This window comes from Gloeocapsopsis sp. IPPAS B-1203 (genome assembly GCF_002749975.1).
Taxonomy (GTDB): Bacteria; Cyanobacteriota; Cyanobacteriia; order Cyanobacteriales; family Chroococcidiopsidaceae; genus Gloeocapsopsis.
The window spans coordinates 24,637-49,545 of record NZ_PEIG01000011.1 but is presented as its reverse complement, the minus strand read 5'-3'; the positions used below and the strand labels follow the sequence as shown (position 1 = coordinate 49,545).

The window sequence follows — 24,909 nt, the reverse complement described above, 5'->3', positions numbered from 1 at the left end:
AATCAACCGCATTGTATTCTCTATAGAGTTTGCCGTTAGCCGCAGGCGTTAGGCTAGAACACAAGGTGTTATTCATTCATGTTTCTTAGAGTTGCTACTGCTGAAGGAGAAATTCTACTGAGATATCTAAAAATCCAGTATTTGAAAATAGTGTCTAAAATAACTGGAAATGTGGCAATAAAAAGGAACATGATGCTTCTATTTGCTGCAATACCCAAGTGATTAGCAATTCCTTCTAACACAACTTCCCAGCCATGAGGTGAGTGAAAACCGACAAAGATATCTGTGAACAAAATAATGATAAAAGCTTTAGCACTATCACTAAGACCATAAACAATTTCATCCATAAAAGACTTGAGAACAATAATTTGCTTCTTGCTTATTAGTAAGACAAATATGAAAGCAGCAACAGCAATTAAATCAGCAAATACATTACTAATTGCACTATGACTTTTATGATGATATTCTTGCGCAATTTCAGTTGCTTTTTCTTTGACTTTTTCTTCAATCACTGCTGGTGAAAGTGTTGGGGTTGCCGTAATTAGATTATTAAATCTTAAACCGTCTTCAAAGCTTTGCAGTTCGCGCATGGCTTCTTCTTTCATTTCGTAGTTGAGAAACTGAGTTTGTTCGCCTCTAACACGTTCAACGATTGGGCTAATTAAAAAATGTTTAGAGACTTGTTGTGTGACTAGAGGGATAGCTATTAAAAGAATTAGAAATTTAACAGCAATGAGTGTTTTAGTTCGCGAACTACGGAATTGTTGCAGTACTTCTGCTTCAGCTTGAGGGTTGAAGTCTTTTTTAATACGATTGATAGTTCTGCCAATTGATCTGGGTACGGCTCCTGTTTTATCACTAACGCCTTCAGTATGAACATTGATAGTAGATGAGTAGGCGCGATCGCTACCATTTTTCACAAGATTCCCTACTTTAGTTGTGTCTACCAAAGCTGAAGATATATCTTGTTTGGGTGCGTACTTTGCTAATACCTCGTCAATGATCTTTAACTTAAATACATGATTTTGAGTTAAATTACCAAGAATAAATGAACTTGCGTTAAATTCTGTAAGTCGTAACTTGGCAATATTTAGGTGTTTATCTAGATTAGTTCTTACAAAAGAGCTAATATAAACACTCTGTTTACTAGATTCAACTGAAATTTTTCTTCCACCAAAATACTCATCTTCTAGTTCCTTAATTTTTAACACAGACTTATAAGCTTGTTCTAACGCTCGTTCTGGTGTATTTGAAATTCTTTGGTTGATTTTATACAAATATCCTTTGAAACTGAGAAAGTAAGTTTGATTGTGAGGAAATATTGACGTCATGAGGTATCTCCTACTAATTAGATATCAGTGGAACTTAGGTAAATATGGGCGATCGCAGTAACCTTGTAGCAGTAGTTACTTAAATGAGTTAACTCAACAATGAATAAGATGGATAGTACGTAATTTTCAACTCTGTGATGTGGTTAGTTGTCACTTACGTCAGAAGATAGATGTTGCTCATTCTTCTGCTTTAGGTTTTCAAAGCCTCAGTTTTATTCGTAGTGCGTAAGTTTTAAAAACCTATAAAACTTTGTATTCTTTTCTAACTTAATACTAACAACTATGAAACGGTAGATAGTAACTGCAAACGAATTGAAGAAGTTTTTGAAGCGATCCGATGAGTAGATAATTTATTAGCAGCGGCTTGAGTTGTAATAATTGCACCAGCAGGAATATACTGTCTATCAGAAATACTTACTCCAGCAAGTGATTGAGATTTAACTAAATGATTGTTGTTTGTTGTGATTAGTTTAAGTTTATGTGGTCTCATATTTTTGCTTACCTTCAGTAAATGATTGGTGAAACAAGACTTACGCTCAAGTTAAATTAATTACCAAGCTATGATTGAGTTGTGTTTTTTGCTATCAATCACTGCACTCTTTGTCTCTAGTACTTGTACTGCGTAAGTCCTGATTTATAACAAATGCTAAATTTTAAGCTGCTCTCAGACTGACTAATGTTTTTTGTTCTTGGTAGCCTCTCGCTAGCTGCGTATTTACATGAACTACAGCATTATTTAAACTTTTCAGCGGATACTCGTTACTAATATATGGCAAATTATCAGCAGCTTCTTGGGTAGTAATTAAAGCGCCAGCAGGAACATATCTGCCATCAGAAATGGTAACACCCATAACCAATGCTTTAGGTTCAATGACACAATTATTACCAACAGTCGCGCGGAAAACTAAAGCCTGCATCCCAACAAAAGTATCAAAGCCAATGCTAGCAGGACCATGTACTTGGCATTGATGCGCTAACGAAACGCGATCGCTAATATATACTCCATAATATGCGCCTTCAACTTCAACAACAGCCTCGCGTACCAACTCGCCATTTACATGAGTTTCTAACGCATGGAGAACTACACAATCTTGCACATTAACATCATCACCTACCCAAATTGGTTGTCCTTCGTCGCCCCGTACAGATGCTGCTGGCGCTACCATTACTCGCTTACCAAGATAAACATTACCAATCACAGCGGCTAAGGGATGGATGTATGCAGTGGAATGAATCTCTGGAAGTGTTTCTTGTTCGTTGAACGATGCGCGGACATTAGCATGAATATGTGCGTTATTGTTACTGGCGCAATTGCTTTTCATGAAAACAATGTTATTCATCAAAATTGCCTCTTTTCGTTTACTACTTGCTACTTAGGAACTTCTGGGTTCTTTATCTTCTATGGAAGTTCTTTATGCTTTGGATAGATTAGTTCAGTGAAAGTAACAAAAGCGGGACAAAAAAGTGGCAAAGTAGGGACATTTTATATTTACGATTAACTTTACTGATATTTGCAAGCTACAGCGAAACTGCGATATTTAGATGGATAAACCGCAGTGAAGGGATTGGAAACTTCTATAAGTGGAAGCTAAACCTTACTCAAGCCTAAGCGATTAAAAATGCAGTTACACAGAAAAAACCTGTGAAGACAGGTTTCTACAATGCATATCGTATAATACAGCTTATTTTTTGCCTGGAAACATTGATTTGAAGCTTAGCGGTGGTACTCAATTCTATCCAAAGACGCGCTCAAAACTACGTAAGCAGTCTAGGAGCAACAAACTGGAGCTTCAGTTTTCTGAGACACACCAAAAGTTGCCGAATCTTCCAAAACTACATAGACTTCCCAGTTAGCACCATCTGGATCTTTCACCCAAACTTTATCTTGCAAAGCGTAGCAACAAGTAGTCTGGGGTTCAGGTGTCACAGATAGGTCACTTTTTTGAAGGCGATCGCTAGCTTGTCTGACTTGTTCAGATGACTCTACTTCAATTCCCAGATGATTCAACTTACCTGCTGCTTTAGGGTTTTCGATCAGTACCAGTTTCAAGGGAGGTTCTGCGATCGCAAAGTTAGCATAACCTGGGCGGCGTTTTGCTGGCTCAGTGGCAAAAAGTTTGCTGTAGAAATCAACAGCAGAATCAATATCACGAACATTAAGTGCCAATTGAACGCGAGACATAGTTTGATCCTCTTTATATCGATACTTATCAATATTTAAGTCTATCAATATTTTGTACCTTATATCGATATGTGTCAATATAAAAAATATGAAGTTACCTAAAGTTACATCTTGCTGCACACCCTTGCTTTCCGGTCGTCTTACAGTAGATGAGGCGACTCATCTAGCGGCGATTTTTCGTGTGTTGAGCGAGCCTGTGCGGCTGCAAATGCTGAGCTTAATCGCAGCGCAGCCATCTAGAGAGGTTTGTGCTTGTGAATTAGCAGAACCGTTAGGACTTTCGCAACCAACCGTGAGTCACCATCTCAAGCTAATGTATGAAGCAGGTTTGCTAAAACGAGAGCGACGTGGGACGTGGATCTATTACCAAGTTTTGCCAGAAAAGTTAGCAATTTTGCGAGAATCACTCTCGTAGGTTGTGCTGTGTAATAAAACAGATCTGGTATAAGGAACTCAGCATGTAATATTGTTGAGATAGTCGAACCGCTGATTGATTTTTAGAGTTATCAGCAATAAAGCCAAAAGTTCTAATCTGGTGGCAACTCTAAAGAAATTGCTCCTAATGCACCTTTACGGAAATCTGTCAAGAGTGATCGTGCCGTGCGCTCAACATCACCTTGATAGCGTTGATGTGCCAAGGTATAGATATAAGCTTCACCAGTAAACAAAGTAGGATCGAGTTTGTAGCGCTGTAGAGGATCTTCGGGAAATAATTCTGGTGCGGTGACAGTCAAAGACTTGAGCAAGTCAACTAAAGTAGCTGCGACACGTTGATTATCATATGATGCATCACCAATATCATCGCAAATCGCTAACTTAAAAGCGGCTTGTTGGTTATTCAACTTCGCTGGAATCACCCCAGGTGCATCTAGTAATTCTAGTTGATCCGAAATGCGCACCCAGCGTAACTGTCGCGTCACACCAGCACGCGCCGCACTTTCGACAACTTTACGCTTCAATAGCCGATTAATCAGTGCTGATTTCCCAACATTCGGAAAACCAATGACAACAGCCCGTACAGGGCGTGGTAACATACCGCGATCGCGTCGTCGTTGATTCACTGCTACTCCTGCAGCTTGTGCTGCTTTAGCAATGGCAATGACACCATCACCTTTTTGCGCATTTGTAAAATACGGTTCTTCTCCCTGTTCTCTGAACCACTGCGTCCACATTCGCTGTGCTTGTGGTTGAATCATATCAATGCGGTTCAATACCAAAACCCGCGTTTTATTCCCCACCCACTCTTTGACTTGCGGATGATGTGTCGCTAAAGGAATTCGCGCATCACGTACTTCCAGCACAACATCAACAAGCTTTAGCTGTTCTTTGAGTGCCTTTTCAGCTTTAGCAATGTGACCTGGGTACCATTGGATCGAGGGAGTTGTCATTTTTAGCGGTTAGCGGTTAGCTGTTAGCAATTAGCAAACACTAGACAATAAGCTTTTGGATGAATGAATTTAACATTCGCTTTAGCTCACTTAGAGCTTTTGCTAAGTTTTCGTATTCTTGGCTTGTCAGTAAGTGAAGATCCCTAGACAGAAACAGGTAGTACTCTAGCTCACTAGCTGAACCCATAGAGATTTGCAAGAAGCGAGCTAATTCTGCTTCTCCTTTCCTACCACATCCTTCCGCAATATTAGCAGGAATTGAAACGCAAGCACGACGCATTTGGCTTGTCAATCCGTACAATTCCTCTTTAGGAAATACTCGCGTCGCTTGGTAAACTGCTAGCGTTAGAGCGTGTGCTTTCTCCCATATTTTTAACTGTCTAAAGTCTTTCAAAATAAACTCCGTCCCAAATAAATAAAGCGCTAACCACTAATTGCTAATCGCTAATCGCTTTTAAGGAACGATCAACACTGGACAGGGAGAAAGATTGATAACTCGATTAGTAACACTATCTGTCGCACCTTCTTCGGTTAATCCCAATCCACGGCAGCCCATAATAATTAAATTTGCCTCAATCTCGTCTGCTACATCGCAAATGACAAACGCAGGCTTACCCTCGCGTTCGATTGTATCTGCTGAAATACCTTGCTCTGTAAACAGTGATTGCGCATTTTTGAGCAGTTGGGCTACAGCATCAGGGGACGCCATCATGTCAGCACCAGGCTCATCTTCTGAGTCCGCAGATTCTACTACTGATAGCAGCACCAAGCGACTATCATACTTTTTCACGACGTCAGCAACAACTTCAGCCGCTTCTCTAGCATCTCGACTTTGATCGATTGGAAATAAAACAGTCTTAAACATTGCAGGCATCTTTGATACCCCGACTCCGGTAAAATGTGGACGGCGCTTAATAATTAATTAAGAATCCAGTCAGGAGGAACTTATCAATTATGTCCAAAAAAACTTTAGCAAATTTATCGGCTTCAGACTTATCTGGTAAGCGTGCATTAGTGCGGGTAGACTTTAATGTCCCATTGGATGACCAAGGGAACATCACTGATGATACTCGGATTCGTGCCGCACTGCCTACAATTCAGGATTTGACGCAAAAAGGCGCTAAGGTCATTTTAGCTAGCCACTTTGGACGTCCCAAAGGGGTGGATGACAAGCTGCGTCTGACTCCTGTTGCTAAACGCCTTTCGGAATTACTCGGTCAAGAAGTGATAAAATGCGATGACTGTATCGGAGACGAAGTGGCGAACAAAGTCTCAGGGATGCAAAATGGTCAAGTGCTATTGCTAGAAAACGTCCGCTTCCACAAAGAAGAAGAGAAAAATGACCCTGAATTTGCCAAACAGTTAGCAGCCAATGCAGATGTGTACGTCAATGATGCGTTTGGTACAGCCCACCGCGCCCATGCTTCCACCGAAGGCGTGACACACTACCTCAGCCCTTCTGTTGCTGGATACTTGATTGAAAAAGAATTACAGTATCTTCAAAGCGCGATTGAAAATCCGCAACGTCCTTTAGCAGCCATTATTGGTGGATCTAAAGTTTCTAGCAAAATTGGTGTGATTGAGACATTGTTGGACAAGTGCGACAAGCTAATCTTGGGTGGCGGGATGATTTTTACATTCTACAAAGCCCGTGGGTTGAATGTGGGTAAATCGTTGGTGGAAGACGACAAGCTAGAACTGGCTAAATCATTAGAAGCTAAAGCAAAAGAACGCGGCGTGCAAATGTTGTTACCTACTGATGTCGTCGTTGCTGATAAATTTGCGGCAGATGCCAACGCAGAAACTGTTAGCGTTGAAAATATCCCTGAAGACGGCATGGGGTTAGATGTTGGTCCTGATTCTGTCAAGATGTTCCAAGATGCGCTTGCTGAATGCAAATCAGTAATTTGGAATGGACCAATGGGCGTATTTGAGTTTGATAAGTTTGCTGTAGGAACCGAAGCGATCGCACGAACGCTTGCCGATCTCACCAAACAAGGTGTTACTAGCATTATTGGTGGTGGTGACTCGGTAGCAGCCGTCGAGAAAGTTGGTGTTGCTGAGCAAATGAGTCACATTTCAACTGGTGGTGGCGCAAGCTTAGAGTTACTTGAAGGCAAAGAACTTCCTGGTATTGCTGCTTTGGATGAAGCTTAAGTAGGGGAGAGTGATTAGTTTTGAGTTATGAGTTATGAGTTTTGAGTTAAATCATAAAGAGGTTTTAGTTTTGAATGCGCGAGTTTTTGCGAAGAAAGGTGCCAAAGGCAATTATCTTAAGTTTTGAATGCGCGTTAGCGTAGCGGTGCCTTAGCACATTTTGAATTTTCTTTACGAGTAACTCAAAACTCAACACTCAACACTCATAACTCTCCCTCCAGGTAGAAGGCACTGTGCAACTCTGCCACGTAGGATGCAATTTAGCTTGATTTTTACAGGGTGTATCAGTAATTTTTACACTAACATCACAAAAAAGTGAGGAAATATTTATATGCAACAGATTTTTGCTGTTTTGAAGCAAGCATTTCGTCAAAGCCTAGTTATTCTAGGTTTAGTGAGTCTTATGAGCGTGTCTTGTCTGTTGATTTTTGCAACTCAACCCAGCATGGCAGCTAATAAGTCCATGCTGCAGCAGGAAACAATGACGCAGGGCACTCAAGAAGATGTCAGCGCCAGAGAACAAGCTTACGAAGCGCAAGTACAAGCAGCAGAGAATCCTGAAAAAGTTTATGAAGAAAATGTCAAAGGTACTGGTGAAGGTGCTGTTCAGAAAGCAGTAGAAGGCGCAAAAGAAGCAGTTAGCAAAGTAACTGGTAAAGAGTAGTGTACAGGTGAGGAGTGTGGGAGAGACGAAAATGCTGTTTTTCCCGCCTACCCACATACCCGCCTGCTTTCTTTTTTGTGCTAATCAGCAATGATTTGAAGTAAATAATCGACTGGTGCTGATGCAGTTGAGACAATAACAAACTCGTAATAACCAGTTTCTGGTAGTTTACCCGACCAAGTGCGATCGCTTGTATCTTCCAGTAGCATTGTGCTACCTGTCGGAGAGTATGCAGAAATTAGCACCTGGGGATTTGCTTCAAGATGAAGTTGCATGAGTTGATCTTTTGTCAAGCGAGCAATATAAGCTTTTCCCTCACCTGGTTGTAAATTTCCCCGAACTTGTTGAAGTGTATTTCCTTGCACAAATGCAACTTTTTCATAACCACTACCTGCAACAAGGCGCTGTAGTTTATCATCTGCGACACCTTGCCATACTTGACCCATCGGCTGATTAATAAAATTTTTGCCTTTATGTTGTGGAAATAATTGAAAAAAGGTAGCATCTGCAAGATCGTATAATGCACGACTACTAAGATTAAGCTTGTTAATAGCGACTTTCCACTGTTCGCGATCTGCAGTACGATATTTTCCAAGTTGCTGCCTTGCTTCTGGACTTAATGCTTGCAGTTTGTTAAGAGTTTCTGCGGCTAGACTATCCCACTCACTACGCAATTGTTCATCAGCAGAACCAGGACTAAGTGTTTTACCTTGTTGTTCGGGGTGTTTTTCCCAAAATAACTGATTAACTAAAGCATTGTAGAAACTGTCATTAACTCCGAGTTGTTGGCGACGATCGCGCAATTGATTTTTGCGATTTTGTTCTGCTGCAGAGTACTGTGGTGTTGGCGTTGCTACTGGAATATCAGGTGTTGATGGTATCGTTATGCGATCGCGAGACTGTAACCAAATTGCTCCCCACCAACTTAATCCAGTTGCTGCGAACAACAGCAATCCTACCACGACAATTCCTAAACCGAAGGCATGACTACGAGCGTAGCTGACACTTGCAGGCTGTAATTGCCATTCTGGTGTAATCTTCGGTGTCGGAGGTGTGACTATTGTCGTTGGTATTTGTGGTGCGGGTTGCTTGTAAGTATAACGATTTAGTACCTGCAAAACTTGGCGTGCAGATTGGTAGCGATCGCTTGCTCTGGGCATGAGCATTTTATCTAATATTTTGCCTAAATTAGGACTTAAATTAATTTCCTGCCGCCAATTCCACTGCCGAGTTTGAGGATCGATTAAGTCTTGTGATTCCTTCCCTGTGAGTAATATCAGTGCGGTTGCTGCTAAAGCATACAAATCGATTTGAGGAGAACCACCTAAAATTTGTTCTTGGGGTACATACCCTATTTTGCCTAAATGAGTTGCTGGCAACAGCGTTGCATCAGGATCGGTAGGGCTAAACTGAGAAACAATCGTTGCTGCTACCTGCTTGACACTTCCAAAGTCTATGAGTACAGGTAGATTATCTACATCACGCAAAATAATATTATCTGGCGAAATATCGCGATGAATGACTCCTAAGGAGTGAATATAGTCTAAAACTGGCAATATTTGGAGTAATAACTGGGTCACTTCAGCTTCACTGAAGTCTAAACCTTGTTGTTTGCGAGTATTCAATAGTTTGCGATAGCTAGGACCTTCTACATAGTCTTGTACTAGCAATAAATGTTGCTTGTCATCTAAGTGTGCTTGAAAGAGTTCTCGAAACTTGGGAATCTGCGGATGTTTTAATTTGTAAAGGACTCCAGCTTCGCGTTGAAATAGTTGCTGTCCTTTTTGTAAAGCATATGTACCTTCACTTGAGGTGCAAATTCTTTTAAAACACATAGTTCGTTGAAGCGATTGATATCTTCCGCTAAATAAGTGCGCCCAAAGCTACCCTGTCCCAATTTGCGGATGATACGATAGCGATCGCCTAAAATTATTCCTGGCTGAGTGTTGTTTGCTCCCGCTAGCTTTTCGCCACATTGAAGACAATAGCAACTACGATCTGGATTTTCGTGTCCTTGAGAGCAATACATGAATAACTACACACTGCAAAAGTTAAACCACACCATTAAGTTTTTTTGGGCTTGCGGAGGCGAGACGCCTACACTACTTTCAATCTAGTTTTTATCTAGCCTTTTTAAGTTGATTCACTTGATCAGCGGCGATCGCATACCATATTTGACCTGATGTATTGAGTTTAAGTTGCTTTCCGCGCTCTTCAGGAAAGAGTCGATAAAACTTTTGGTTAGTTTCTTTTGTTAATCTATCAGATGTATAGTTACCTAGTTGCCTTTGATCTGCCTGCTGTTGCCAAGCTACAAAATTTTGTTGAGTGTAACTGCCTAAGCGACGCCGAACATCGAGACTAAGTTCTGCTTGCTCTAATTTATCTAACATCTGCTCAGCAATCGCAAACCAATTACTACGTAATGCTGCATCTTTAGGATCGGATTTTAAGCTACGACCATTTAATTCAGGGTGTTGGCGATGAAAAGAATCATCTACTAAGCCAACAAAGAAAGCTTCTCTAATTTGTAAAGCTTGGCGACGACTGACGATTTCTTGCAGCCTGGTTGCTAAATCAGCAGTGTTTGTTGGTGATTCTTGTGCTGTGGGAGTTAACAATGGCGTACGCATAACAGAATTGGCAAGTACCCACGCACTTGTTCCTGCTACTGCAACTAATCCCACCGTAGTTGCTTTGACGATTAAAGAACGTAGCCAACCAAAATGCCAATTAGTAATATGATTGTTGGTTGGTGGAGTAATAACTTGAGTTTGCTGGTGTTGTAATTGGCTATTATTTGTTGTGTCAGGTTTGCGGCCTAAGACATTAATTGTTCGTAGCTGGGAAATATTCAATGCTGGTGTTTTCTGTGGCCCTGATGCTTGTAGGGCTGGCAATACTTCTTGGGCTTGGGAGAAGCGATCGCCTGGCTTGTAAGCCAACATTTTTTGTAATACTGCTTCTAGCTGGGAACTGACTTTTATTTCTTTACGCCACTGCCACGTACCGTTGTAGCTATCGTATAACTCCTGTGGTTCTTTGCCTGTTAACAACACTAATGCTGTTACTGCAAGTGCATACAAATCGCTACTAGGGTAAACTTTTCCTTGTCGCATTTGTTCTTCTGGGGCATAACCTTGTTTGCCTAACAAAGTTGGCATTCCCAACCCAGTAAATTTTGAAACCACGGTTGCTGCTACTTGCTTGACTCCGCCAAAGTCAATTAACACAGGCATTTGATCGACATTTCGCAGAATAATATTATCTGGGGCAATGTCACGATGGATCACTCCTTGCGTATGAACGTAAGATAAAACAGGTAACAATTTACACAAAAACTCTCGCACTTCGCTTTCTGAGAAAGAACCGCGCGATCGCAGTAAGTCGTAGTAAGTTTCCCCTTCAATATAGTCTTGCGCCAAAAACAAGCAATTGACACCGTCTTTTGTCTCTGCCTGAAAAAACTCTAAAAAACGCGGTAGTTGCGGATGAGTTAAGTTATACAGTGCCCCAGCCTCGCGCTCAAATAATTCTTTTGCTTTTTCAAGTTCGCGATCGCCGTGTACCTGTGGGGCAAATTCTTTAAGTACACAGCATTCATTAAATCGATGCAGATTTTCTGCTAAGTATGTACGACCAAAGCCACCAGATGCTAACTGACGCACGAGGCGATAGCGCTTTTCTAAAACTTCTCCTGCCGATAGCCACAGCATCTCGCCACATTCGGTACAAAAGCGGCTGCCGTTTCGGTTTTTGTGTCCGTGATTGCAGTATAGAGACATCATATTAGAGCATAAATTAACTCTATTTGGCAGTAATAGCAATACTTAGTAAGAAGATATTAGTTATTTTTAATACAATTAATCTTGAGGTTTCACCAGTAAAAGATATCTTTGTTGCTTTTCTGATGCTGAGAAAAGCTTACTCTTAGCAAGATTTAGCATCATATGTGCAGCATTGAATTTCCTCAACGTTAAGTTAGAATCAACTAGTATAAGATGTTTTTATCAAATAATGGCAAAAGTGTAGGCAAAAGTCAGCAAGCTTTACAAGCATTTCAAGAGTTTCTAACCACACCACTAGAAACACGGCTCAAACGGCATCAAAATACATCTCCAGAGGCAATTGCCACGGCCTTATTTCAAGAAGTTGCGGCAAACGTACCAGCCTACAAAGCATTTTTAGGCACGCACAAAATTAATCCGGCATCAATTCAAACTTTGGCAGATTACCAAACGCTACCACTACAGACTAAAGAAAACTATCTGCGACAGCATTCCTTAGCAGATTTGTGCCGGAATGGACAACTTGAAACGTGTGACATGATTGCCGTCTCCTCTGGTTCAACTGGTAAACCAACATTTTGGGCGCGGTTTATGGCGGATGAGTTGCAGATTGCTACTCGTTTTGAACAAATCTTCTACGATAGCTTTTTTGCAGACACTCGCCGGACTCTAGCCGTCGTTTGTTTTACGTTGGGAACTTGGGTAGGTGGAATGTATACTACAAATTGTTGCCGTTATGTAGCACAAAAAGGTTATCAAATTACCGTTGTGACTCCAGGGAACAATAAAGAAGAAATTTTCCGCGTTGTTCAAGAGTTGGGTGAGGCTTTTGACCAAGTTGTTTTATTAGGATATCCGCCTTTTATTAAAGATGTTATCGATACAGGAATTAGCCGTAATATAGACTGGCAACAATATCAGACAAAGCTAGTATTTGCAGGTGAGGTGTTCAGTGAAGAATGGCGTAGTTTAGTTGGAGAACGTATCCAAGTAAAAAACCTTTGCTATGACACCGCAACGCTATATGGCACAGCAGATGCAGGCGTTTTAGGCAATGAAACTCCCTTAAGTATTTGTATTCGCCGTTTTTTAGCAGAACATCCGGCGATCGCCCGCGAGTTATTTGGTGAATCGCGTCTGCCGACACTTGTACAATACGATCCGTGCGATCGCTTTTTTGAAGTTCAAGATGGCACGTTATTATTTTCTGGCAATAACGGTATTCCACTAATCCGCTATCATATTGCCGATACTGGTGGGTTAATTCCATACAACACGATGCTAGATTTTTTAGCTGCTGCGGGATTCAATCCAGTGGAGACTTTACAACAATACGGAGTCAGAGGAAACTGTTCGCTACCGTTTGTCTATGTTTTTGGACGTTCTGACTTTACGGTATCTTACTTTGGTGCAAACATTTACCCTGAGAATGTCACAGTAGGACTAGAACAACCCGAAATTCGAGAATGGATAACAGGTAAGTTTGTGTTGGAGGTGAAAGAAAATGCAGATCGCGATCGCTACTTATCGGTTGTTGTGGAGTTAGCACCAAAAATCGACGATAGTGAAGACAAAAGACAAGCGATCGCAACCTCAATTCATACACAACTACTTCGTCTCAATAGCGAGTTTGCTAACTATGTCCCAGCAGAATACCAAACACCACAAGTCATGTTAGCTGCGATGGGCAATCCTGAATATTTTCCTATTGGAGTGAAGCATCGCTATACTCGCAAAAATTAGGCTTGTACCTGCACAATAAGAAATGTGTTGTGCATTACCTTACGGAGCAACCAAAATAGAATTTGGAGAGCGTTTTCGAGGTACAAAGTGTTAGCGTTACTCTGGATCATTGCTTTAGGTTTTATTCCGCCCCTGCTTTCAGTATTGATCGTCCGTCGTACTCAAAAAAGAATGCAAGCCGAGTTGAGACGGGCAATGATGATGCCAACAAGGGTGAGGGCTAGGCGATCGCCCATTTCCTTGCCTCCAGATAGCTATTACCTAGAGGGAGTAGGATATCTTATTGGTGATATTAGTTGTAGATTTAATGCGAGATCTCGCTATATTCGCTGCGCAGTCAATCCTGAAGGTCCTTGTCAGGGATGTCGCCACTATGAGCAAAAAGCGTGAATCACAGACGCCTTCCGACTGAAGTCGGGGCTACCGAAACAAAGCGTGCTTTTGCATACTTAAGATATAAGTCTACTAGTAATTTCACGCACTATCTTGACTTCGTTTGTTGAGCACTCGCATTCTATGCAAGTTGTCTAATGCTATCTTTAGGGAAAGTCAATGCCGATGAAAAAAGGTGTTTGGTTCGTGTTAGACCGAGACATGGTTACTTGAAAGTAGTATAATCTATTCGCACCGAGCTGATGATTGCAGGGAACGACCCTCGTTGTGAATAAGGTTGCGTTAGAAGTGTTGGAACTCGATGCTGGACACACTGTAACCACGTTCCCATTTGTAGTAATATAACGGAGTTCCGTCCTAATTTCGGCAGCAGTCCCTGCGCCATCGGGGTCTTGATAGTACACTCTGTACGCGCTGATACTGTTATTGTTCAAGTTATTAAATACCGTTCTGTTGTTGATCGGTAAATGGCAGTTTAAGTTTGCTACTCCTGTACTAGAAGATCTAAAGGCATAGGCAGGACCTGACACGCGCAGCCTATTTTCTGCTGTTGCTATCGGTCCTAGAGGGGTTTCAGCACAATTAATAGCAAGGATCGTCGTAGCGCGAACGTCGGGAGTGTTAGCCATAGCATTGCTAGGTAAAACAAGTAGTCCGAATGTTGTTAGAGCAATTAAACGTTTTAAGTTCAACATAAGATATCTCCGTTTATTAAATCAATCGAGTATGTTTGCATGAAGATACTCTGGCGGTAATGGAACACAACAGGCGATCTCAAAAACTCAACTCCTGATTACCAATTTGGGAAAATATGCATTTTAGTTATAAACACCTACTTTAGGTAAGAGATTTATTAATGTCATAACAAAGTAAAAAATAGAATCCAATCAGGAAATTCCCGTACTAAATTATTAAGAAACTGATACATAAATTCGGAAATATCTCCTTACTTAGTGAAGCTATTCTTTAGCCACTCAGGAGGGGAAAAATGGCATTAACACAGCAAGATCTGCGAGGTATTCTTAAGTGTCTTCAAGAACTTTACTGTGCTTGCAATCTTGAAGCATTTCCAACGCGTGCGCTTTTAGCCTTATCTACTGTAGTTTCCTCTGATTTTCTCAATTGGTGTCCAACAAATTTTCACCAACACAAAGTTTTAACTACATTAAGCGCAATGTCGCATCGCCCTGCGATTACTTCTCAAGAAGCAGATCAGATTGCCCACAGCCGTTTTCTTGAACATCCATTTGCGCGTTATTACATAGCAACTAACGATGGTAAAGCGCATAAAATTTCAGATTTTATTAGCGAACAGCAATTGCATCGTTTAGAAGGGTTGTATCAAGGAATGATGCATCAAATTGGTATGGAAGACCAAATGAGTTTAGTTCTGCCAGTTTCATCTGAAGTTAATAATGCTCTGCGTAAAAAAAATACAGATGATATTGTAATTGCCCTATCGCGTCCTGAACGCAGTTTTTCTGAACGCGATCGCTTTGTTCTCAACTTATTACGCCCTCACCTTTTTCAGGCATATCTCAATGCTCAAACACTTACTAAAATTCAGCAAGAGTCAATCCGATTGAACCACACGATGGAACAATTGGGTGTCATTATTCTAGCGAGTGACGGAAAAATTCAATTGAAGACACAACGTGCTTGGGAGTTGCTAACACAATACTTTCAACTTACACACCAGAAGAATTCTTTACCAGAAACGTTGCAGAGATGGGTAAACTACCAATTATCTTTGATAGCTGGTAATGAAGATCTTACTTTGCCTTGCCTGTCATTGCAGATCGAACAAGAAAATAACCGCTTAATGATCCGCCTAATGTGCGATCGCCAACATCAACAATACATCCTATTGCTGGAAGAACAGCGACTTAGTTCTTTTTCTCCACAGTTGTTGACTACAATCGGACTAACGAAGCGCGAAGCAGAAGTTTTGTTCTGGGCAACAAAAGATAAAAGTACAAAAGAAATTGCTTCAATTCTCAGTCGCAGTGATAAAACTATTGAAAAACACTTTGAGCATATTTATGAAAAGCTAGAAGTTCAAACACGTACTGCTGCTGTTGTCAAAGCTCTAGAATTATTAGGAATGCTGAGTTAAGTAGGTTAAACACATTCAAGATGAGTAGGATATGTATTGTACTTGATCGCAAGCGAGTTAACTGCAATCCTATTACCAATTGCAAGAAGTTTGCTGTATTATTACTCCTGAATACTTTCATTCAACAATTCTATTGATATGTACTTAGTTGACAGATATCAGCAATAGTGAAAAAAATCTCTCAACAAACCTAAAGAATCAATATTTTTGGATTGAAATTACCTCAATAGTTGAATTTTGATGCAACCTCATCCAAGATTACACGTATTAACTCTCTTAATATGGATAGCCATTGGTAGTGTTTTGCGCTTTGCTAACCTAGCAGCAAAACCTCCTTGGAATGATGAATTTGCGACTGTAGTTTTTAGTCTGGGAAATAGTTTTCGCACAGTACCAATTGACAAAATCATTCGCTTAGAAACTCTGTTACAACCACTACAACCTAATCCTGATGCTGGCATTAGTGATGTAATTCAGCATTTGATGACAGAGAGTACTCACCCACCAATATATTTCGTCCTGACACATCTGTGGATGAAATTATTTCCTACTGTGGATGGTTTAGCTTCATTTTGGGCAGCACGATCGCTCAGTGCGCTTTTTGGAGTTGCAGCGATTGTAGCAATATTTGGCTTAGCTTATGCAGCCTTTCGTTCGCTACTAGTAGCACAGATTGTAGCTGCTATGATGGCAGTTTCACCTTACGGTATTTATCAAGCACAAGAAGCCCGACACTACACCTTAGCCATCTTACTTGTTATTACATCTTTATGTTGTTTAGTTATAGCTATTCGTAACGTTCAAAACTACAAATATTTATCTATTGGTCTAGCATTCTTTTGGATTTTTATTAATGCTTTGGGAATTGCTATTCACTATTTTTTCATTTTCAATATAATTGCTGTAGTACTTGTTCTTATTAGTTTTTGGCTTACAGATATTTATAAATGGCTACAATTCAAAACTGAAAATAAATACTCTCGATTGCCATTGAGAAACCAGTTAGTATATTGGTATCGCATTTATGCTGTAGTGATAAGTGCTTTTATAACCAGCGTGGTTTGGCTCCCAATATGGCGGAGTGTGCCTGAGAACAAAGTGACACAATGGATTTTTGATGATAATTCTTTAAACTTACTCAAAAGCCTTTCACAATTTATAGCCTGGCTTATTACTATGTTCGTTTTATTACCTATTGAAGGTGTTAATGTACAGCTGATGCTGTTATCCGGTAGTATACTAATTGGATTTACTGTTTGGCTAATACCTATTATTATAAAAGGAATAAAACTTCAGAACAAAAATCCCAAAATACAGTTAGAATTTCAAGTTTTACTCAGATATCTTTGGGTAGCGATCGCACTTTTATTTACTATTACTTTTGGCTTTAATGCTGACTTAACAATTGCAGCTCGTTATCAATTTTTTTACTTTCCTACAGTACTACTTTTAACGGCAGTAGCACTGGCTACTTCTTGGAACGCTTATGACTATTTAGATTTTCAGGCATCAGTCGAGAGAACTCGTCAAAAGAAATTAGTTTATTCTTTAAATCTTAAAGGTAAAACACCTGTTATTTTACTTTTATTTTTAGGTTTGTTAGGTAGTCTTACTGTTATATCTAACTTTGCCTACCAGAAACCAGATCGCCCCGATTTATTAGCACCAATTATCAATGAAATATCGCAGCCTTCTACTCTGATTGTAACAACCTACTTTACCCATGAGCAAATTGGTGAAATGATGGGATTAGCACTAGAGCTTAAACATCGTTACCGTCTGACTCACAAATCTTCTGAACATCTTCCTTCCTTTCTTTTAGCACACTTAGACTCTAATTCTCAACCTATCAACACTTTAAAAAAAAACATAGCACAGCTACCAAAACCTCTGACTTTATGGGTTATTAATTTTTTCCCCACAGCAGAACCTAAAATAGAAGGCTGTCACATTGATCCTAAAACGAGAGATAAAATGAATGGCTACAAGTATCGGATTTACTACTGTTTGTAGCTGTATAATACCTACGAACTTATGAATCTACTTTTATATTCTTGTTTTTTACATTTGATATACTTCAAAATGCCTGGTTAATGGTATTTTGGCAAGAGTAAATTGCAGGTTACTATTAGAGTTATATAAACTTGTCATTGGTCAATAGCAAATACTGCTTATTCTAGCTTTTAACTTTGGGTAGTTCTTAATGATACAATACTCGTCTTGCTATATTCGCGAACAAGATTGATGTGAAAAAATAATCATTGCTCAACAAGTAATGAATTCTTCTTATATTAGAGTCGATTTTATATAGTAAATAGAAGTAAATATGACGAGTTTAGCAGAGGGTGGATTCTATCAGGTTTCTCATTTGGGTAATACAGACGAGTAATAAAAGTAATATAACTTCAGTAATTATACTTAGATTAATAAGGACAATCGAAGGTAACTTGCTAGGTGGTGTTAATGTACTCAAGCAATTACGCCTCCTTTATCTACTACACGCAACTACTTGCTTCACATAAACCAATGAATGTTCTTAAAAAATTTATATTTACCTACCCTATTTAAATAGCTAAGTTATAAAATATACTTTGGGATCTTTATCTGAATATCTGTAACTTTTTAGCGATGCTTGAATAGGTTACTTAGCAATAAAATCTTCATGATCCTAATAAATTCATTGTTACACTGAATTCTATTAACAAGACGGGTACACATATAACTCAAGTACATATAAAGTAAACAGCAACAAAATGAGGAAAGATTCAGTCTATTGATAACAATGTAAAATTTATTTCAAAAATTAGAGACAACTCTATATGTATGAGAAACTAGATTAATATACACAAAAGCACATAGTTTATGCTATTTTCTCCATTTTACTAAGAGTAATAACTCAACCCTATACAGAAAATATTGAGACGCTATTTAATACAAGCAAAACATGGAATCTACATCATTTTTAATAGTTGACGAACAACCAATCAATCTTTCACAAGCACTTAAATATCTGCAAACATCTGGAAAACTTCAACCTTTCATTATAGAAATTCTTAAACAAAGAATTTTAGAAACAGAATTACAAACACGAAAAGACCTTGAAATTAATCCTGGAGTTATCGAGCAAGCAATAATTGATTTTCGCTTACAGCAACAACTAACAGACCCAAACAATTTTCAAGAGTGGTTAATCAACAATGGTTTAGATTATCCAACATTCCACCAACAAGTTGTGTTTAACTTCAAGTTAGAAAAATTGAGAAATAATATTACCGAATCAAAAATTCAAGAGTATTTTATTGAGCAAAAGATTTTTTTGGATCGTGTAGTGCTTTCTCGAATTGTGGTAAAGGAGCAAGAGTTAGCAGAAGAGTTAAAAAGCCAAATTTTAGAAGGGGCTAGGTTTGAGCAGCTTGCTCAAGAATACTCAGTCACTGACGATCGCATTGTTAATGGTATGATGGGACCGATTAGTCGGGGTCAATTACCTGATGCACTGCGGGCTTTAATTGAATTAGTGAATCCTGGCGAAGTTGTCGGTCCAATAGAAATTGATGACTGGTATTGTTTATTCCGAGTAGAGCAATTTATTCCTGCTACTTTAGAAGGAGCAGTTAAGCAAGAACTAGAAAACCAGCTTTTTGAGCAATGGCTAGGTGAAAAGATGCAAAAGCTTAATATTAAGCTTCAAGTGAATTCATAATGAGAATACAGCAAAAGTAATACTTTGTATATGTATTTTGCAGTGTTTTTAATAGCTAAAAATAATTTGTAAATTCAGTTAAAAAATATGAATAATTGATTTGCCGTCAGAGTTGGAATTCATTTAAAAAGCAAAGACTTGTGATTCAGTAGCTCCATAATCTGTTCAATATAGTCTGCCAAAGTTAATTGTATCAAAGTGTCCTTTCTCGACTGAGATCGGAGGGTTCGCAAGCTCTCGTGAGGTTTCTATGATTACGACAGATGAGATTAAAAACTTGATGTGGGATAAAGCTCCCTTATCGTGTTTAAGCTCTGAAGAACAGGTTCAGTTTCAACACCAAGCCGAAACGCGTAGTTACATTCTTGGTGAGATTATATGGTCTACTGATGGCGAAAACAACACTAGAGGCTCTGGAAGTCAAATTCTAATTCTTTCTGGCAAGGTGCGCCTAGTTCCCGAACATGGAGAGTCGGTGATTCTGCAACGAGGAGACTGGGTAGGTGATTTATTAGAACTTTCAGGAGTATGGAAAGCGAGAGCATCAAGTCGAGATGTTGTTGTATTACACTGGAAGGCAGATTTCTGGACGACAGTTTCATCTCCACAGGTACAGCAATTTTGGGCAGAAGAGCGATCGCGCTATCAACCTCAACAAGAACCTCAGCCACAACCAATATTAGGTTATCCTTTCATTTCGAGTTTAAATACTGCTGCTGCTTGTTTAACAATGGTGACACGACACCTGCAAAACCCTGCACAGTTGGAATGGGTACAACGACAAGTACGAGGACAAAGCCCTAAATATGTTGCTGAAGCAGCAGAAAAAGTAGGACTACAATTACAAAAAATTCAAGTCAGTTGGAGTGACTTACGCAAACTATCTTTTCCCACACTGTTGCATTGGCAACAAGAGTCATGGGTTGTAGTTTATGGCATTAAAGGCGATCGCCTGATCGTTGCTAATCCACTTAATCCTAATCAAACGTGTGAAAGCATTCCACGAGAAATAGTAGAAACTTCATGGAATGGACAACTCTGGCAAATTGAACTGATTCAAAAACGCGATAAGTTCAACCTGAGTTGGTTTTTGCCTGCAGTGTGGCGCTATCGCAAGTTATTAGGAGAAGTCCTTTTAGCTTCATTTACACTACAACTATTTGGCTTAGCCACCCCAGTCATCACTCAGGTGATTATTGATAAAGTTTTGGTGCAAGAAAGTCTATCTACCTTAGATGTGATGGCGATCGCCCTATTAGCGATCGCACTATTTGAGGCAATTCTAGGTATTTTGCGGATTTTTATTTTTACTCACACCGCACGCAGACTGGATTTAAGTTTATCAGCTCAAGTCTTTCGTCATTTGATGCGCTTACCACTAGCGTATTTTGAGTCGCGACGCGTGGGAGATACCGCAGCACGAGTGCAAGAATTACAAAATATTCGCGAGTTTCTCACTGGTACAACTTTAACAGTGATTCTTGATAGCTTATTTGTAGTAATGTACTTGGCACTGATGTTTTACTACAGCGTTCCCCTCACCTGGGTAGCACTGGCAGTGATTCCGCTGTTTGCTTTATTGATCTTACTATCTACTCCACTTTTACGGAAGTGGCTTGATGAAGCCTTCAACCAAAGTGCTGATAGCCAATCTTTTTTAGTCGAAACGATTACAGGAATTCATTCAGTAAAAGCACATGGCGCAGAACGAACTTCTCGCGAACGTTGGGAAGGACTTTTTGCCCGTTATATTCGGACTAACTTCAAAGCCTCAACTGCTTCCAAAATTACCAGTAATATTGGAACTTTCCTCACAAGTTTTTCTTACCTCCTCATTCTGTGGTTTGGGGCAAAATTAGCCATAAATCAGCAACTTACTGTAGGTCAATTAGTCGCATTTCAGATGCTATCTGCCAGAGTCACAGGTCCGTTATTGCGCTTGGTGCAACTGTGGCAAAATTTACAGCAAGTTTTGCTTTCAGTGGATCGCTTGGGAGATGTTTTGAATGTCGCCCCAGAAGCTGAACCAGGTTCTGGCTTAGTCTTACCAGCGCTGCAAGGGCAAGTCACTTTTGACCAGGTATTTTTCCGTTACCGCCCTAATCAAGAACCAATTTTGCGCGGGATTTCATTTCATGTCCAGCCAGGAATGTTTGTTGGTATTGTCGGGCGCAGTGGTTCAGGCAAAAGTACACTTTCTAAATTATTACAGCGACTGTATCTTCCTGAATCTGGTCGCATCCTCATTGATGGCTTTGATATCAAAAGTGCCGATATTGCTTCTTTACGTCAACAAATTAGTGTCGTTCTCCAAGAAGACTTTTTGTTTAACGGAACGATTTTGGAGAATATTACTTTAGGGAATCCTGATATTACTGCGGAAGAAGTCGTCAAAGCAGCACGGATGGCAGTTGCACACGATTTTGTCAGTGAACTATCACAAGGATACGAAACTTCCATTGGCGAACGCGGTACAGGACTCTCTGGAGGACAACGCCAACGAATTGCTTTAGCACGGTTATTTTTATCGCAAGCCCCACTGATGATTTTAGATGAAGCGACTACTGCGCTAGATAGTGAAACTGAACAGCAAGTTTTACACAATATTCAAAGTTTGGCAAAAAACCGGACGATCTTTATGATTGCTCACCGCTTTGAACCGCTTAAAAAAGCTGATTTGATCTTGGTGTTGGAAAAAGGCGTTTTAATGGAACAAGGAACACATACTGAATTGATGCAGAAAAAAGGCTTGTACTGGTCTTTATACCAACGTCAACAAAACATCTGAGCCCAAATCACAAGCACAAATTCCCCCTTGGAAAATCTGAAGGGGGATTTATGCTTTCAACTCAACAAAGATGTGATATTGTCCCTTATCCCTCGCTCCTCGCTCCTCTCTCTGCCCTAGTGAAATTAAGCTGAGCGAAAAACTTCGATTGCAGAAATAGCACCAAAGTCAGATTTTGCTTTGAGTTGAATATTTAACTGTCCGTCATTAACTTGTATTCCTTCAATAGGTATTTTTACAGCAGTCAAAGCACCACCAGATGCTGGTGTAATATCAAAGTTGTGCAATACAGTCTGATTCTCGACAATGACATCAAACACGCGCTTACCGACACCACCAGGACCGCGATTTGGTGCACCCCAATAATTTTCAGAGAAGTGCAATCGCAAATCAACTTTACCTGGTTGAACAGGTAGTGCAAAAGATAGCACGCGAGATGATAGTGGAATAGAACCATTACCAATTTTGGCTCGGTAGGAGCGATACACTGGGTCAATTTGTGTATTTTTGATGTTAGGTGTGCCTAGTGTACTTTCAGGTACAGCATTTGATGGACTGAACAAGTTTGTATCTGGATTCCATACAAAACCACTAGGACTTGTGTATGTTGAACTACTACCAACATTGATCCGATGTAAAACTTGTCGTGATGCTGTTGTTTCGTTTGATGAAATCAAGAAGTTATCAAAAGTTGCCGTAAATGGCACTGATCCTTTATTAGTAGTAATTAATCCAGCTTTGCTTTGAGCAGCAAAATAACTACCAATTTGACCACCTTTGAGCGATACTACGCCAGGCAAGAGAACGACATTATTGTTATTGCCAACACTATAGCCCGCGCGGACTGTTCCATTTCGGGGATCGGTAAACAACTTTAGTTCTAAAGACTGCACACTTCCACGGTTAGGAATCGCTGCTGTACCTATTGTTTGTCCTACTCCATTGTTTTCTTGATAAAACTGAATACCTAGTTGATTATTGTTACTGGCGATCGCAACTACCTTAATATAGTTGTCTTGATCGGGACCTAACATAATGCCTGCTTGTTGAAATCCTGCTTGAATGTTGTTAAATGGTCCCAGCAGTCTAGAACTGATGACTGATTTGCTAGCTCTACCATCAAAGACAGTTCGCAAACCGTTCATCAGTGTATTATCTTTACCACCATTACTACCACTGGTTGTTGTAATTTTCAGCGTACCTGAACCATTTGTATCAAGGTTAATCAGGTTTGGATTGTAGGAAGCAATCGACGTAAAAGTGTCATTTCTATTCAGTTGCGTACTTGTAAAGCCAATATTCTTGCCATTTTTGTCTTTTAAACCGTTCGGAAAGACATTCTCATAAGTTTTACCAAAGTAAAACTGCAAGTCTGGCGAACCAGGGAATCTACGACCGACTGATGGATCTAGCGCTGGGTTTTCGGGTTTAGCGTTAACCATCAAATAAACATCATCATTGTAGTCAAAGTTTTTCCCTGTACCAGTCAGGCTATTGCCAGGATCGGAAGCAGCTAACCAAGTATGCGGAATAAGCGTACCTTGAGCATCACGCACTGGATAAATTCGCCAGTTATGTGTCTGATCGGGAAGGTTTTGCGTGTAATCTGTCCAAGCACCTTGAGTACTTCCTGCATTCAAGCTGCGATTCAGAGCAAAGGGGCTATTTGGAGTAAAGCTAACATTATTAATGCTAGGAGTTGTGTTCACTCCGCCAGCTAAAACACTGGGGAGTAACTTCTGATTTTCGCCACCGCTAAGATCGTTACTTCCGAGTACATTATCAGCTTGCAGACGACCTGCGTGTTGATAAATTAAACCACTTCTACCGCCGCTACCAGGTTTTGCTTCAAATCGAATGGGATCGTGAGGACCATCTGTAGGACCACTGTAAATAGCTATAGGCCACAATTGAACAGGTTTAGTGTTGTCAGCACGTACCCAGTAAGGAGAGAAAACTTCATCTCCAACTAAACTTTTTTGACCACCTAAGATCAAGTTTTCACTGCCTACATTCGTTGTCCAGCCAAAAATCCGAGTGATTTCTGCGAGTGAAGGTTCTCTATTACCTTCGTAGTTAGCTGCATTGAGTCCTGCAAGATTAACTGTTTTTACTGGTTGACCACTGGTATTAATTGTCAGCGATGCATAGTTCTCCCCATTAAAAGTATGAGTAATTGGGGTAGTACTCAGCCGCGCCATTCGCTGCGGAGCAAACTGCACCTGAATATTACGGGTTTCGTTCGCTCCAAGTGTAAATGGTTGTCCTGTGGGAGCATCAAGAATTTGAAAATCACCAGCCCGTTGATGATCTGGCAGTCTAACAGCGTTACTTTTTTCTTGTGAATCACCAAGGTTGAGTGTAATTGTTAGTGGGTTACTGCCTGTATTACTCAGTGTTAGTGTTTTTGGCGATCGCACTTCCCCACCAACAGTACCAAATACCATTCGATTAGAGACAATATTGGCATCTGGGGTAAGAACTTGCAGGCTACTACTGCTAACAGTGCTTTGATTTAAGCTGTTAAAGCCGTACGGATCTGCTGTACTTGCTTGCAGACTGGTGTAACCAGTGTTTTGACTGGTATTTAAGTCAGTGGTTGATTCAGTAGAAGGATTAAGAAGATCAGTCGCCATTACATACTCAACTATAGAGG

At 40.1% G+C, this 24,909-nt stretch carries 20 protein-coding genes; 9 read left to right on the top strand and 11 right to left on the bottom strand.

What is annotated here, in order from left to right; translation table 11 throughout:
* Positions 1-68 precede the first annotated feature (68 nt).
* The 4 genes from CSQ79_RS18680 to CSQ79_RS18665 form a co-directional block, all read right to left on the bottom strand.
* Positions 69-1,331: a proton extrusion protein PcxA gene (locus CSQ79_RS18680; RefSeq protein WP_099702667.1), complete on the bottom strand. Its 1,263-nt coding sequence runs from the start codon at positions 1,329-1,331 to the stop codon at positions 69-71.
* 280 nt (positions 1,332-1,611) lie between these two features.
* The gene (locus CSQ79_RS18675) at positions 1,612-1,821 is read right to left on the bottom strand and encodes a hypothetical protein (protein ID WP_099702666.1); all 210 of its coding nucleotides are present in this window, start codon (positions 1,819-1,821) and stop codon (positions 1,612-1,614) included.
* A gap of 163 nt (positions 1,822-1,984) precedes the next feature.
* Positions 1,985-2,671 (bottom strand): LbetaH domain-containing protein, encoded by a 687-nt coding sequence (locus tag CSQ79_RS18670; protein WP_099702665.1) that lies wholly within the window; start codon positions 2,669-2,671, stop codon positions 1,985-1,987.
* A gap of 428 nt (positions 2,672-3,099) precedes the next feature.
* Complete coding sequence (locus tag CSQ79_RS18665; RefSeq protein WP_099702664.1) at positions 3,100-3,513, bottom strand: ArsI/CadI family heavy metal resistance metalloenzyme; 414 nt, start codon at positions 3,511-3,513, stop codon at positions 3,100-3,102.
* Positions 3,514-3,601: 88 nt separating this feature from the next.
* Between CSQ79_RS18665 and CSQ79_RS18660 the strand changes: the two genes are divergently transcribed.
* Positions 3,602-3,928 carry an ArsR/SmtB family transcription factor gene (locus tag CSQ79_RS18660; protein ID WP_099702663.1) on the top strand — a complete coding sequence of 109 codons (327 nt, stop codon included), beginning with the start codon at positions 3,602-3,604 and terminating at the stop codon, positions 3,926-3,928.
* Positions 3,929-4,040: 112 nt separating this feature from the next.
* On the opposite strand, the gene ylqF is transcribed toward CSQ79_RS18660, so the two are convergent.
* The 3 genes from ylqF to CSQ79_RS18645 are packed head-to-tail and all read right to left on the bottom strand — an operon-like array spanning position 4,041 to position 5,766.
* Positions 4,041-4,901, bottom strand: a complete 861-nt coding sequence (gene ylqF / locus CSQ79_RS18655; RefSeq protein WP_099702662.1) for a ribosome biogenesis GTPase YlqF — start codon at positions 4,899-4,901, stop codon at positions 4,041-4,043.
* 40 nt (positions 4,902-4,941) lie between these two features.
* Positions 4,942-5,295 (bottom strand): four helix bundle protein, encoded by a 354-nt coding sequence (locus tag CSQ79_RS18650; RefSeq protein WP_099702661.1) that lies wholly within the window; start codon positions 5,293-5,295, stop codon positions 4,942-4,944.
* Between the two features lie 60 nt (positions 5,296-5,355).
* The gene (locus CSQ79_RS18645) at positions 5,356-5,766 is read right to left on the bottom strand and encodes a universal stress protein (protein WP_099702774.1); all 411 of its coding nucleotides are present in this window, start codon (positions 5,764-5,766) and stop codon (positions 5,356-5,358) included.
* Between the two features lie 89 nt (positions 5,767-5,855).
* On the opposite strand from CSQ79_RS18645, the gene CSQ79_RS18640 reads away from it, so the two are divergent.
* Entirely contained in the window at positions 5,856-7,058 is a 1,203-nt protein-coding gene (locus tag CSQ79_RS18640) for a phosphoglycerate kinase (RefSeq protein ID WP_099702660.1), read from the top strand.
* Between the two features lie 331 nt (positions 7,059-7,389).
* The gene (locus tag CSQ79_RS18635) at positions 7,390-7,722 is read left to right on the top strand and encodes a hypothetical protein (RefSeq protein WP_099702659.1); all 333 of its coding nucleotides are present in this window, start codon (positions 7,390-7,392) and stop codon (positions 7,720-7,722) included.
* A gap of 80 nt (positions 7,723-7,802) precedes the next feature.
* On the opposite strand, the gene CSQ79_RS18630 is transcribed toward CSQ79_RS18635, so the two are convergent.
* The 3 genes from CSQ79_RS18630 to CSQ79_RS18625 all read right to left on the bottom strand — a co-directional run bounded on the left by CSQ79_RS18630 (position 7,803) and on the right by CSQ79_RS18625 (position 11,510).
* Positions 7,803-9,557, bottom strand: a complete 1,755-nt coding sequence (locus tag CSQ79_RS18630) for a protein kinase domain-containing protein (RefSeq protein WP_289501310.1) — start codon at positions 9,555-9,557, stop codon at positions 7,803-7,805.
* Entirely contained in the window at positions 9,458-9,751 is a 294-nt protein-coding gene (locus tag CSQ79_RS28095; RefSeq protein ID WP_289501309.1) for a hypothetical protein, read from the bottom strand. The genes CSQ79_RS18630 and CSQ79_RS28095 overlap by 100 nt, the downstream gene beginning before the upstream one ends.
* A gap of 91 nt (positions 9,752-9,842) precedes the next feature.
* Complete coding sequence (locus tag CSQ79_RS18625; protein ID WP_289501308.1) at positions 9,843-11,510, bottom strand: serine/threonine-protein kinase; 1,668 nt, start codon at positions 11,508-11,510, stop codon at positions 9,843-9,845.
* 213 nt (positions 11,511-11,723) lie between these two features.
* Between CSQ79_RS18625 and CSQ79_RS18620 the strand changes: the two genes are divergently transcribed.
* The 6 genes from CSQ79_RS18620 to CSQ79_RS18590 all read left to right on the top strand — a co-directional run bounded on the left by CSQ79_RS18620 (position 11,724) and on the right by CSQ79_RS18590 (position 22,253).
* Positions 11,724-13,253, top strand: a complete 1,530-nt coding sequence (locus CSQ79_RS18620) for a phenylacetate--CoA ligase family protein (protein ID WP_099702657.1) — start codon at positions 11,724-11,726, stop codon at positions 13,251-13,253.
* Between the two features lie 87 nt (positions 13,254-13,340).
* On the top strand, positions 13,341-13,643 hold the full coding sequence (locus CSQ79_RS18615; protein ID WP_099702656.1) for a DUF6464 family protein: 303 nt from the start codon (positions 13,341-13,343) through the stop codon (positions 13,641-13,643).
* A 991-nt stretch (positions 13,644-14,634) separates the two neighbouring features.
* Positions 14,635-15,762 (top strand): response regulator transcription factor, encoded by a 1,128-nt coding sequence (locus CSQ79_RS18605; RefSeq protein ID WP_099702654.1) that lies wholly within the window; start codon positions 14,635-14,637, stop codon positions 15,760-15,762.
* A 240-nt stretch (positions 15,763-16,002) separates the two neighbouring features.
* Positions 16,003-17,775: a glycosyltransferase family 39 protein gene (locus tag CSQ79_RS18600; RefSeq protein WP_099702653.1), complete on the top strand. Its 1,773-nt coding sequence runs from the start codon at positions 16,003-16,005 to the stop codon at positions 17,773-17,775.
* Between the two features lie 931 nt (positions 17,776-18,706).
* Positions 18,707-19,465, top strand: coding sequence for a foldase protein PrsA (locus tag CSQ79_RS18595; protein ID WP_099702652.1), 759 nt, complete (start codon positions 18,707-18,709; stop codon positions 19,463-19,465).
* A 250-nt stretch (positions 19,466-19,715) separates the two neighbouring features.
* Complete coding sequence (locus CSQ79_RS18590) at positions 19,716-22,253, top strand: type I secretion system permease/ATPase (RefSeq protein ID WP_099702651.1); 2,538 nt, start codon at positions 19,716-19,718, stop codon at positions 22,251-22,253.
* A 125-nt stretch (positions 22,254-22,378) separates the two neighbouring features.
* On the opposite strand, the gene CSQ79_RS28090 is transcribed toward CSQ79_RS18590, so the two are convergent.
* Positions 22,379-24,889 carry a malectin domain-containing carbohydrate-binding protein gene (locus CSQ79_RS28090; protein ID WP_289501307.1) on the bottom strand — a complete coding sequence of 837 codons (2,511 nt, stop codon included), beginning with the start codon at positions 24,887-24,889 and terminating at the stop codon, positions 22,379-22,381.
* Between the last annotated feature and the right edge of the window lie 20 nt (positions 24,890-24,909).